General features: G+C 72.5%; 8 protein-coding genes. 2 read left to right on the top strand and 6 right to left on the bottom strand.

Translation table 11 applies throughout. From position 1 onward, the window contains the following. Positions 1-128: 128 nt before the first annotated feature. The 5 genes from AB0P03_RS11490 to AB0P03_RS11470 form a co-directional block, all read right to left on the bottom strand. The gene (locus tag AB0P03_RS11490) at positions 129-1,358 is read right to left on the bottom strand and encodes an acyltransferase (protein ID WP_363586289.1); all 1,230 of its coding nucleotides are present in this window, start codon (positions 1,356-1,358) and stop codon (positions 129-131) included. A gap of 53 nt (positions 1,359-1,411) precedes the next feature. Then, the gene (locus tag AB0P03_RS11485; RefSeq protein WP_363628638.1) at positions 1,412-2,494 is read right to left on the bottom strand and encodes an alpha/beta hydrolase; all 1,083 of its coding nucleotides are present in this window, start codon (positions 2,492-2,494) and stop codon (positions 1,412-1,414) included. A gap of 229 nt (positions 2,495-2,723) precedes the next feature. Continuing rightward, positions 2,724-3,398, bottom strand: coding sequence for a response regulator transcription factor (locus tag AB0P03_RS11480; protein ID WP_063347446.1), 675 nt, complete (start codon positions 3,396-3,398; stop codon positions 2,724-2,726). After that, positions 3,395-4,699, bottom strand: coding sequence for a sensor histidine kinase (locus AB0P03_RS11475; RefSeq protein WP_363580684.1), 1,305 nt, complete (start codon positions 4,697-4,699; stop codon positions 3,395-3,397). The genes AB0P03_RS11480 and AB0P03_RS11475 overlap by 4 nt, the downstream gene beginning before the upstream one ends. 171 nt (positions 4,700-4,870) lie before the next feature. Further along, positions 4,871-5,560 (bottom strand): TetR family transcriptional regulator, encoded by a 690-nt coding sequence (locus AB0P03_RS11470; protein ID WP_363580686.1) that lies wholly within the window; start codon positions 5,558-5,560, stop codon positions 4,871-4,873. A gap of 215 nt (positions 5,561-5,775) precedes the next feature. Between AB0P03_RS11470 and AB0P03_RS11465 the strand changes: the two genes are divergently transcribed. After that, positions 5,776-7,380 carry an MFS transporter gene (locus AB0P03_RS11465; protein WP_363580688.1) on the top strand — a complete coding sequence of 535 codons (1,605 nt, stop codon included), beginning with the start codon at positions 5,776-5,778 and terminating at the stop codon, positions 7,378-7,380. 190 nt (positions 7,381-7,570) lie between these two features. Here the strand turns inward: AB0P03_RS11465 and aceE are convergent, their stop codons facing one another. Continuing rightward, positions 7,571-10,321, bottom strand: coding sequence for a pyruvate dehydrogenase (acetyl-transferring), homodimeric type (gene aceE, locus AB0P03_RS11460; RefSeq protein ID WP_363580690.1), 2,751 nt, complete (start codon positions 10,319-10,321; stop codon positions 7,571-7,573). Between the two features lie 518 nt (positions 10,322-10,839). On the opposite strand from aceE, the gene AB0P03_RS11455 reads away from it, so the two are divergent. After that, complete coding sequence (locus AB0P03_RS11455) at positions 10,840-11,280, top strand: DUF3052 domain-containing protein (RefSeq protein WP_363580692.1); 441 nt, start codon at positions 10,840-10,842, stop codon at positions 11,278-11,280. Positions 11,281-11,356: the final 76 nt, after the last annotated feature.

Genomic DNA, 11,356 nt, shown 5'->3' with positions numbered 1-11,356 from the left:
ACACCCCAACCCACCCCCGCCCCCCCGGGTGGGGGGGGGCCCCGCCCCCGGGGGGCCCGGGGCGGGGGGCGGGGGGGGGCGCGCCCCCCCCGGTCCGCGCCCCTCAGTGCCTCACTCTCCGGCGCAGGTCACACCATGCCCAGCGCGTACGCGGCGAACAGCGCCGCACCCGCCGCGGCCAGCGCCTTCCCGGCCCGGGAGAAGGCCGTCCACGGCCCGTCGAACCGTCGGGTGAACCACCCGATCGCCACCAGCACGGCCGCGAACAGCGGAAGCAGCGCCACCCGGGCGGCCACCCAGCCGATCGAGTCCGGCGCGGTGGTCAGCCCCGGTACGGCGCCCAGGCCGGCCGCGCCGGGCACCGCCACCGCGAGCATCGCGCTCTGGTGCCAGCAGAAGATCGTCATCGCCGAGAGGTTGACCACCACCACCGGCAGCCACAGCAGCGGGCGGCGGGTCAGCAGCCGGCCCAGCCGCTCCCGCAGCAGCACCGCGGCGCCGCACTGCGTCGCCGCCAGGGCCAGCACCAGCAGGGACGGCGGGTGCGAGTTGGTCCGCTCCATCCCGGGCACCCCGACCATGCTGGCCGGGTAGTGGAACGCCAGCAGCAGCGTGGCGAACAGCGCGCCGCCGCCGACCAGCAGCACCCGGGCCACCGGGCGGCCGAGCCGGCCCTGCGCCCACAGCACGCCCAGCTGGTAGCCGAACAGCCAGCCCGGCAGGATGTTCAACAGTCCGACCCAGGACGGCACCGCCTCCGCCCACGGCCCGTACCGCAGCAGGTCGACCGCGGCGACGGCGGCCACCAGGACGCCCGCCGACCAGCCGCCCAGCCGGCGCCCGGCCGCCACGCACAGCGGGGTGAGCGCGGTCAGCCCCAGGTAGACCGCGATGTACCAGAGCGGCTGCACCACCAGCGTCGCGCCGGTCCGCACGGTGTCGCCGGGGACACCGAGCGCGGGCAGCAGCGCGATCAGCAGCGCCCAGACGGCCGTCACCCCCAGCACCGGGCGCAGCAGCCGCACCGACCGGCCGCGCAGCCAGCCCGGGTACGTCACGCCCTTGGCCCGGGCCCGCTCCAGCGACTGGACCGAGGAGTGGCCGCCGACCAGGAAGAACACCCCGAGCATCTGGAGCACCCAGCTGATCGGGGCGAGGCCGCCGAGCGAGGAGAGCGGGCTCGCGTTGTGCAGGGCGCCGTCGGCGGAGAGCGTGAAGCCGCCGAGCAGCCAGTGCCCGACCGGCACGGCGAGCAGGGCGAGGGCGCGCAGCCCGTCCAGGGCGCGGTCGCGGGTCTCGGGGGTGCGGGCGTCGACCTGGTGGGCGGCGCGGCGCAGGGCGGTCAGCGGGTGGGCCATGGCGGTGCTCCTTTCGGTGAGGCGGTCAGCGGTCAGCGGTCAGCGGTCAGCGGTCAGCGGTCGAGGCCGAGGGCGATGGCGGCGAAGGCGGTGAGCGAGGCGGTGCCGGGGGCGAAGTAGCCGGCGTGGCCCTCGGATCCGGTGGCGGGCAGCGGGTGGGCGCCGAATCCGGGGGCGGTGGGGTCGGCGCCGTGGCCGAGGCCGAGCACCGAGACGTAGGGGACCCGGCCGATCCAGTCGGAGTCGTTGCGGGCGGTGGCCCAGAGCGGGACGCGCGGGTCGAGGGCGGCGGCCGAGCCGACGCCCATCCCGGGAGAGCCGAGGACGACCACGCCGGAGGCCTGGTCGGGCCCGGGGCGGGCCAGCCCGCAGACCACGGAGCCGTAGCTGTGGCAGAACACCGTGGCCGGGGCCTGCGGACGGGTGCTGACGGCGAGTCCGTCGAGCAGTCGGGTGAGCCGCGCGGCCCCGGCCCGGGCCAGGTCCTCGGTGGCGGCGCCCAGGCCGATCCCGACCGGGGTGGTGTAGCCGGTCCAGGCGATGACGGCGGTCTGCCGGTCGGTGGCCTGGTAGAGCGAGCGGGCCATGCCGGCGGGGGTGCCGTACGAGCCGGGGGAGCGGTCGAAGTTCTCCAGGTCGTTGTCCGAGCCGGGGACGACGACGGCGGTGCGGGGGGCGGCGGCGAGGTCGCCGAAGACCTCGGCGACCTCGCCGCGGCCGCGCGGGTCGAAGACGAGGATCCGGCGGTCGCCGTCCAGCAGGGCGCGGTAGCGCTCGGCGCGGGTGCGGGCCTGCTCGTGGTCCTGCGGGGTGAGCGCCGGGTCGGTGGCCCGGGCGAGTTCGCGGCCGAGCTCCGCGGTGAGGGCCAGCGTGTTGGCCCGGTACCGGAGTTGGACCGGGGCGCCGTCCAGGTTGCCGACCACCAGTGGGTGCCGGACGGCCAGTGCGTCCTGCTGGGCGGGCGTCAACTCGGCGAAGAAAGCGGCGACTTCGGCCGGGGTGGCGGTGGCCGGGTCGGGCGGGTGGACGCCGAGCGCGGTGTCGGCCACCCAGGCGGCGCTGCCCGGCGGCGGGCCGGTGACGGCCTGTTGGGCATCCGTGGAGAAGCCGCCGAGACCGAGCACCGCGGCCAGCATCACCGTACTGGCCGCGATGGCTCTCTTGACCCGAAACTTCCCCATGTCCGGCCCCTCCCTCGTCCGTTCGACTTCGACGGAAAGGAAGGTAGAAATGCGACGGCCCCGCGGACGTCACACCGCGGGGCCAACTCCCGGGTGCTACCGGGGTACTACTCGGGGTATCGCTCGGGGTACCACGGGGGTGCCGCCCGGGTGGCGGTGGCCGGGACCACCGGCCCGGCGGGCGTCACTGGCCCGGCGTCACGAGGCCGGACTCGTAGGCGAGGACGACGGCCTGGGCGCGGTCGCGCAGGTCGAGCTTGGCGAGGATGCGCCCGATGTGGGTCTTGACGGTCTGCTCGGCCAGGACCAGCCGGCCGGCTATCTCCTGGTTGGACAGGCCGCGGGCGATCAGCTCCAGCACCTCGGTCTCGCGCGGGGTGAGGCCGTTGAGCCGCAGTTTGGGGTCCCGCCGCCGGGCCGGCCGGTTGCGGGCGAAGTCCTCGATCAGCCGGCGGGTCACCGAGGGGGCGAGCAGCGCCTCGCCGGCCGAGACCACCCGGACCGCGGAGATCAGGTCGGCCGGCGGGGCGTCCTTGAGCAGGAAGCCGCTGGCCCCGGCGCGCAGCGCCTCGTACACGTAGTCGTCCACGTCGAAGGTGGTCAGCATCATCACCTTGGGCCGGTGCGCGCCGGGGACGGCGGGGTCGAGCAGTCGGCGGGCGGCCTCCAGACCGTCCATGACGGGCATGCGGACGTCCATCAGCACCAGGTCCGGGTGGGTGCGGCCGCTCACCTCCAGGGCCTGCGCGCCGTCCGCCGCGTCCCCCACCACGTCGATGTCGCTCTGGGCGTTGAGCAGGGCGGCGAAGCCGGCCCGCACCATGGCCTGGTCGTCGACGATGATCACGCGGATGGTCATGCGGGCTTCTCCCGGGGGGTTTCGAGGGGCAGGACGGCGGCGACCTTGTAGCCGCCGTCCGGCATCGGGCCGGTCTCCAGCCTGCCACCGACCAGCCGGGCGCGTTCCCGCATTCCGATCAGTCCCTGTCCGGTGCCCTCCATAGAGGCCTCCAGCGACTCGGTGTGCTGGGGCGGGGGCGTGTTCACCACGGTCAGCAGCAGGGTGGCGCCCTCGTCGACCAGGGATATCCGGGCCCGCGAACCGGGCGCGTGGCGCACCACGTTGGCCAGCGCCTCCTGCACGATCCGGTACGCGGACAGGCCGACGGCCTTCGGCACCGCCTCGGCCAGCCCCGGATCCACCGTCAGCTCGGCCGGGACCCCGGCCCGCCCCACCGTCTCGATCAGCTGCGGCAGCTGCTCGATCCCGGGCTGCGGCACCTTCTCGGCGGCGGACTCCTCGCTGCGCAGCACGCCCAGCAGCCGGCGCATCTCGGTCAGCGACTCGCGGGCGGTGCCGGCGATGGCGGTGAACTCCTCGGTGGCCGCGGCCGGTACGCCGGTGATCCGGTACGGCGCGCTGGCCGCCTGCACGGCGATCACCGACATGTGGTGGGCGACCACGTCGTGCAGTTCCCTCGCGATCCGGGCGCGCTCCTCCAGCAGGGTGCGCCGCTCGCGTTCGGCCTCGCTGATGTGCTCCTGTTCGGCGAGCAGCCGGCGGGCCTCGGTGCGGTCCTGGACGGCCCAGCCGAGCAGCAGGGCGGCGCCGCCGAGGGCGACCAGCAGCATGGTGGTGCCGTCGTCGGCGTGCGGGAAGCCGAGCGTGGTGGTGAGGAGGGTGAGCAGGATCGTCGCGATCCAGACCGCGATCAGGGTGGCCCGGCTCTCCCGCAGCGCGAGCGCGATCAGCAGGAAGACGTACGCCAGGACCATCGGCGCCGTCCACGGCCAGGTGCCGCCGAACTGGTGGTGCCGGGCGGTGATGGAGGCCGTGGTGACGAGGGTGGCCGCGCTGATCCACCAGGCGGCCAGCGGCCGGGTGATGGCGAGCAGCAGCGGCGCGGTCTGGGCGACGGTGAGCGCGCCGGCGATGGGCACGGCGACGCCGTAGAAGTCGACCAGCGCGACGATCCCGGTGGGGATCAGCGAGGCCTGCATGATCAGCGCGACGACGTACGGAAGCCGGCGCAGCCAGGCGCGGGGCGAGTCCCCGAGCAGCGGGGCGTACCCGCCGGTCGGGGTGGTGAGGTGGTGCCGGAGCGAGCGGAGCAGCCGGAGGGCCTGCGCGCGGACTTCGGTCGTGGTGATCGTCTTCATCGCGGGCCAGCCTAAGAGGGTGCCGTCCGCCCGTCGTCGCACTGGGGTCGAACATCGGAGTGCTACCGGAGTAGGGGGTGCTACCCGGGTACTACTGCTCCCGGCACGGTTCCGGGGCCGGGAGTGGTGCCCGCGGTACTACCGCGGGCCGGTACTACCGCGTGGCCGGTACTACTGCGGGCCGGTGCGCCAGTGGCCGGCCAGGGCCGGGCCGAGCTGGTCGAAGTGGCGCTCGATGACGGCGACCATGCCCTCGGGCCCGGCGGGCTCCTGGTCGGGGGTCCAGGACAGGTGGGCGGCGCGCAGCACGCTGCCGAAGACGGCGGCGAGCACGGTGGGGCGCAGGTCCTCGGCCGGGTCGAGGCCCTCGCGCTCGGCGAGCACCCGGACGACCACCCGTTCCTGCTCGGTGACCCGGCGCAGGTGGGTGGCGAGCAGGGTGGGGGTCTCCTCGATCATCCGCATCAGTTCGAGGGCGGTGGTGATCGAGCGGGGGCCGCTGCGGTGTTCGGCGCCGAGTTCGCGCCAGGACTGGACGATCGCGGCGCGCAGGGCCTGGAGCGGGGACTCGTGGGCCGGGCGGCGGCACAGGCACTCGATGAAGTAGTCCTCGGCGTCGGCCATCACGGCGAGCGCGACCTCGTCCTTGTTGGCGAAGTAGCGGAAGAAGGTGCGCTGGGAGACCTCGACGGCGGAGGCGATCTCGTCGACGGTGGTGCGGGCGAAGCCCTGGCCGAGGAAGAGCACGTGGGCGGCTTGGACGAGGGCGTCCCTGGTCTGCTGCTTCTTGCGCTCGCGCAGCCCTGGCAGCCGTTCGGGGGTGCCCGGGGCGGCGGTGGGGGTGGGGGTGCGAGCGGCCATGGCGGGGCCTTCCGAGCGCGTGCGGGCGGGGTGAGGAGCACAACCTTAGCGCTCTGACAAATGTCAGCCAGAGTCAGAAGTCAGTGTTTGCCGAATGTCAGTGGCTGACATAATCTGCCGGAAGTGGCGCTCGCCGACCGGGCACTCGTGGGGACGGGTGGGTCGCGGCGCCACGCCCACGTTCCGTTCTCTGCCACGCCCCCGGAGGGCCCCAGATGAGCCAGTCCGTCGTCAAGAACGCCAAGGCGGACGTCCCGCCGCAGCGCACGCCACCGGGCGGGGGAGGGCTCAAGGGGCACCCCTGGCTGACCCTGCTGACCGTCGCGGTCGGCGTGATGATGGTCGCCCTGGACGGCACGATCGTCGCCATCGCCAACCCCGTCATCCAGGCGGACCTGAAGGCCGCGCCCTCCGAGATCCAGTGGGTGACCAGCGGCTACCTGCTGGCCCTGGCGGTCTTCCTGATCACGGCCGGCAAGATCGGCGACCGGTTCGGCCACAAGAACACCTTCCTGGTCGGCGCCGTCGGCTTCGCCGCCACCTCGGCCGCGATCGGCTTCGCCGGCAACATCCAGACCGTGATCGCCTTCCGGGTGCTCCAGGGCCTGTTCGGCGCGCTGCTCCAGCCGGCCGCGCTCGGCCTGCTGCGCGGCGCCTTCCCGGCCGAGAAGCTCAACATGGCGATCGGCATCTGGGGCGGTGTGATCGGCGCCTCGACCGCGGCCGGCCCGATCGTCGGCGGCCTGCTGGTCGAGCACGTCAACTGGGAGTCGGTCTTCTTCATCAACATCCCGGTCGGCCTGATCGCGCTCGGCCTCGGCCTGTGGATCCTCAAGGACGTGCGGGCCGAGAAGGCCGCCAAGTCTTTCGACCTGCCCGGGATCGCGCTGCTCTCGGTGGCGATGTTCGCGCTGGTCTTCGGCATCATCAAGGCCCCCGAGTGGGGCTGGGGCGACGCCCGCACGCTGCTGTTCCTGGGCGGCGCGGTGGTCCTGATGGTGCTCTTCGCGTTCTGGCAGGCCCGGGCGAAGGAGCCGCTGATCCCGCTCAGCCTGTTCCGTTCGGTGCCGCTGTCGGCGGGCACCCTGCTGATGGTGCTGATGGCCTTCGCGTTCTTCGGCGCGATCTTCTTCGTGACCTTCTACCTGCAGAACGTGCACGGGATGTCGCCGGTGTCGGCCGGTGTCCACCTGCTGCCGATGACCGGCATGATGATCATCGGTTCGCCGGTGGCGGGCATCGCGATCGGCAAGCTCGGCCCGCGGATCCCGATCGTGGCCGGCATGCTGATCACCACCACCGCGATGTTCGGCATGTCCACCCTGGACGCGGGCTCCGGCACCGGCGTGATGTCGCTCTGGTTCGTCCTGATGGGCCTCGGCATCAGCCCGGTCATGGTCGGCGCCACCGAGGTGATCGTCGGCAACGCCCCGCTGGAGCTGTCCGGTGTGGCCGGTGGCCTCCAGCAGGCCGCGATGCAGGTCGGCGGCAGCCTCGGCACCGCGGTGCTCGGCGCGCTGATGGCCGCCAAGGTCACCGACGTGCTGCCGGGCAACTGGGCCCGGGCCGGCCTGCCGCCGGTCCAGGGCGCCGAGGCCGAGGGCCTCAAGCAGGCCGCGCAGCTCGGCATCGCCCCGCCGGCCCCGGCCGGCACCCCGCAGCAGGCGGTGGACGCGATGGCCGGCGCCGTGCACGACTCCTTCGTCAGCGGCATGTCGCTCGCCTTCGCGGTCGCCGCCGTGGTGGCCTTCGGCGCCGCCGTGCTCGGCCTGCTCACCCGCCGCGGCACCGTCGACGCGGGCCCGGCCGTCCACATCTGATCCCGCGCGGCCGACGGCCGACGGCCGACGACCAGCGGCCCCGGACTCGATGGAGTCCGGGGCCGCTGCGTGCCCTCATCCGCCGCCGCGGGCCGGTGGGACCAGCGGGACCCGCTCGGGGGCACCCGGGAACGCCGAAGGGCCGGACCTCCGTGGTCGGAGGCCCGGCCCTTCAGGGTCTAGCGGGTGATCAGGCGTCGCCGCCGGCGGCGCCCGGGTCGGCCGCGGCCACGTCGAGCAGCTGGTAGCGGTCGATCGCGTCCTTCAGCGCGCTGCGGTCGACCTTGCCCTGCTTGGCGAGCTCGGTGAGCACCGCCAGGACGACCGACTGCGCGTCGATGTGGAAGAAGCGACGCGCCGCACCGCGGGTGTCGGCGAAGCCGAACCCGTCGGCGCCCAGCGACTGGTACTGACCAGGCACCCAGCGGGAGATCTGGTCCGGCACCGCGCGCATCCAGTCGGACACGGCGACGACCGGGCCCTCGGCACCCTGGAGCTTCTGGGTGACGTACGGCACGCGCTGCTGCTCCTCGGGGTGCAGCAGGTTGAACTCCTCGGCCTCCACCGCGTCGCGGCGCAGCTCGTTCCAGGAGGTCGCGGACCAGACGTCGGCCTTGACGTTCCACTCCTCGGCGAGGATGCGCTGGGCCTCCAGGGCCCACGGCACGGCCACGCCGGAGGCGAGGATCTGGGCCGGGATCTGGCCGGCGGTGCCCGGCGCGTACTTGTGCAGACCCTTGAGGATGCCCTCGACGTCCACGTTCTCGGGCTCGGCCGGCATCTTGATCGGCTCGTTGTAGACGGTCATGTAGTAGAACACGTCCTCGCCGTGCGGGTGCTCGGCACTGGTGCCGTACATCCGCCGCAGACCGTCCTGGACGATGTGCGCGATCTCGAAGCCGTACGCCGGGTCGTACGCGACGACGCCGGGGTTGGTCGAGGCCAGCAGCTGCGAGTGGCCGTCGGCGTGCTGGAGGCCCTCGCCGGTCAGCGTGGTACGGCCGGCGGTGGCGCCGATGACGAAGCCGCGGGCCAGCTGGTCGGCCATCTGCCAGAACTGGTCGCCGGTGCGCTGGAACCCGAACATCGAGTAGAAGACGTACACCGGGATCAGCGGCTCGCCGTGGGTGGCGTAGGAGGAGCCGGCGGCGATCAGCGAGGCGGTGCAGCCGGCCTCGGAGATGCCGTCGTGCAGCATCTGGCCGGTCGGCGACTCCTTGTAGGCCAGCAGCAGGTCGCGGTCGACCGACTCGTAGGTCTGGCCGAGCGGGTTGTAGATCTTCGCCGACGGGAAGAGCGAGTCCATGCCGAAGGTGCGGTACTCGTCGGGCGCGATCGGCACGAAGCGGTTGCCGATGCCCTTGTCCCGCATGAGGTCCTTGAGCACCCGGACGAACGCCATGGTGGTGGCGATGGTCTGGTTGCCGGAGCCCTTCTTGACCGCCTTGTACGCGTCGTCGCCGGGCAGTTCCAGCTGACGCGGGCGCACCTTGCGGGTCGGCACGTAGCCGCCCAGCTCGCTGCGGCGGTCGTGCATGTACTGGATCTCTTCCGAGTCGCGGCCCGGGTGGTAGTAGGGCGGGTAGCCCTCGTCCAGCTGCTTGTCGGTGATCGGCAGGTGCAGCCGGTCGCGGAAGCGCTTCAGGTCCTCGACCGTCAGCTTCTTCATCTGGTGGGTGGCGTTGCGGCCCTCGAAGTTGGGGCCGAGCGTCCAGCCCTTGACCGTCTGGGCGAGGATGACCGTCGGCTGGCCCTTGTGCTCGCGGGCCGCCTTGAACGCCGCGTAGATCTTCTTGTGGTCGTGGCCGCCGCGACCCAGGTGCTGGACCTGCTGGTCGGTCATGCTCTCGACCATCTTGCGCAGGCGCAGGTCGCTGCCGAAGAAGTGCTCGCGGATGTACTGACCGGTCTCGGTGGCGTAGGTCTGGAACTGGCCGTCCACCGTGGTGTTCAGCTTGTTGACCAGGACGCCGTCGCGGTCCTGCGCGAGCAGCGGGTCCCAGCTGCGGTCCCAGACCAGCTTGATCACGTTCCAGCCGGCGCCCCGGAACTGGGACTCCAGCTCCTGGATGATCTTGCCGTTGCCGCGGACCGGGCCGTCCAGGCGCTGCAGGTTGCAGTTGACCACGAAGGTCAGGTTGTCGAGGCCCTCGCGCGAGGCCAGCGACAGCTGGCCCAGCGACTCCGGCTCGTCCATCTCGCCGTCGCCGAGGAAGGCGTAGACGTGCGAGTCGGAGGTGTCCTTGATCCCGCGGTGCTCCAGGTAGCGGTTCATCCGGGCCTGGTAGATCGCGCCGAGCGGGCCGAGGCCCATGGACACGGTCGGGAACTCCCAGAAGTCCGGCATCAGCCGCGGGTGCGGGTAGCTGGAGAGGCCGTACGGGGCCTTCGACTTCTCCTGGCGGAACGCGTCGAGCTGCTGCTCGGACAGTCGGTCCAGCAGGAACGCGCGGGCGTAGATGCCGGGGGAGGCGTGGCCCTGGAAGAAGATCTGGTCGCCGGACTCGCCCTCGGCGTCCTTGCCGCGGAAGAAGTAGTTGAAGCCGACGTCGTACAGCGACGCGGAGGAGGCGAAGGTGGCGATGTGCCCGCCCACGCCGATGCCCGGGCGCTGTGCCCGGGAGACCATCACGGCCGCGTTCCAGCGGGTCGCGTTGAGGATCTTTCGCTCGATCTCCTCGTTGCCGGGGAAGAACGGCTCGTCCTTGGTCGCGATGGTGTTGACGTAGTCCGTGCTGCGCATCTCGGGCACGGCGACACGCTTCTCGCGGGCGCGCTCGATCAGGCGGAGCATCAGGTAGCGGGCGCGCTCGCGCCCCCGCTCGTCGATGGCCGCGTCAAGCGACTCCAGCCATTCCGCGGTCTCCTCGGGATCGAAGTCCGGGACCTGACTCGGAAGGCCGCCAATGATGATCGGGTTGCGATCGGATCCGGAAGCCACGCTGTTCCTTCACTGTCGGTCGAAACTGAGGTGTGTCGCGCCGCCTCCATCGTGCTACCGCGCTCGGAGATCCGTCATCTCTACCGATCGGTAACCGTTCCGCCTGGTGGGCGGGACGGTCTGGCGGTGCGCGGGTCCGGGCGACTTCGCCCGCCCCGCACACCCCCGGGTGCTACGTACAGAGGTGGTCCGACCTGGTGTCCCGTCCGCCCGATGGCGGGCGGCCGGGGTGAGGGCCAACAGGAGACTCTACGCCCGCGCACGCGCGGACCCGAATGCCGTTCGTATCTCGGGCATCCGTACGCCCTGTGGGCCGGGACCACCCGAAGCATCCTTGTCTCATGCAGAGAAGGGCAAATCGGTGTGATTCCCGACACATCGAACGGCGTGTCCCCGCTGTGGCACGTCAACCTTTGGGAGGGATCGGGGGGCGGGTACTTGCGCGAACCGCCGCGCCCGTGTGGACTACGGCCACAGCCTCGGCATGGACGCCGGGCCGAATACTGGAGGTTATTCCCGTGAGCGCGACCGCGGACCCCGCGGACAAGTCCAACCCGGCGACCCGTCTCGGCTTCGAAGAGGGCCAGATCATCCAGGAGCTGGGGTACGACGACGACACTGACCAGGATCTCCGCGAAGGCATCGAGGAGCTCACCGGGACGGATCTCGTCGACGAGGACTACGACGACGTCGCCGACGCCGTCCTGCTGTGGCACCGCGACGACGACGGGGACCTCACCGACTCCCTCGTCGACGCCCTGGAGTACCTGGCCGAAGGCGGTCTGATCTGGCTGCTGACGCCCAAGACCGGGCGCGACGGCCACATCGAGGCGTCCGACATCGCGGACGCGGCCCGCACCGCCGGTCTCTCCCAGACCAGCTCGATCGCGGTCGCCAAGGACTGGGCGGCCACCCGGCTCGCCACCAAGTCCACGGCCAAGCCGGCCGGCAAGCGCTGAGCGGGCTCTGAGGCCCCGCACCGGGCCCCGTCGGAGGATCCCTCCGGCGGGGCCCGATCGTTTTCCGGGTCCGGAA

Origin of the sequence: Kitasatospora sp. NPDC088779 (genome assembly GCF_040685395.1) — a bacterium.
In the GTDB taxonomy this organism is placed as follows: Bacteria; Actinomycetota; Actinomycetes; order Streptomycetales; family Streptomycetaceae; genus Kitasatospora.
This window is presented reverse-complemented; position numbering and strand designations above follow the sequence as displayed.

Excerpts from the sequence above, each read along its gene's own strand:
- AB0P03_RS11490 (WP_363586289.1), bottom strand. The coding sequence starts at position 1,358 with ATGGCCCACCCGCTGACCGCCCTGCGCCGCGCCGCCCACCAGGTCGAC.
- AB0P03_RS11470 (WP_363580686.1), bottom strand. The coding sequence starts at position 5,560 with ATGGCCGCTCGCACCCCCACCCCCACCGCCGCCCCGGGCACCCCCGAA.
- AB0P03_RS11480 (WP_063347446.1), bottom strand. The coding sequence starts at position 3,398 with ATGACCATCCGCGTGATCATCGTCGACGACCAGGCCATGGTGCGGGCC.
- AB0P03_RS11475 (WP_363580684.1), bottom strand. The coding sequence starts at position 4,699 with ATGAAGACGATCACCACGACCGAAGTCCGCGCGCAGGCCCTCCGGCTG.
- AB0P03_RS11485 (WP_363628638.1), bottom strand. The coding sequence starts at position 2,494 with ATGCTGGCCGCGGTGCTCGGTCTCGGCGGCTTCTCCACGGATGCCCAA.
- AB0P03_RS11465 (WP_363580688.1), top strand. The coding sequence starts at position 5,776 with ATGAGCCAGTCCGTCGTCAAGAACGCCAAGGCGGACGTCCCGCCGCAG.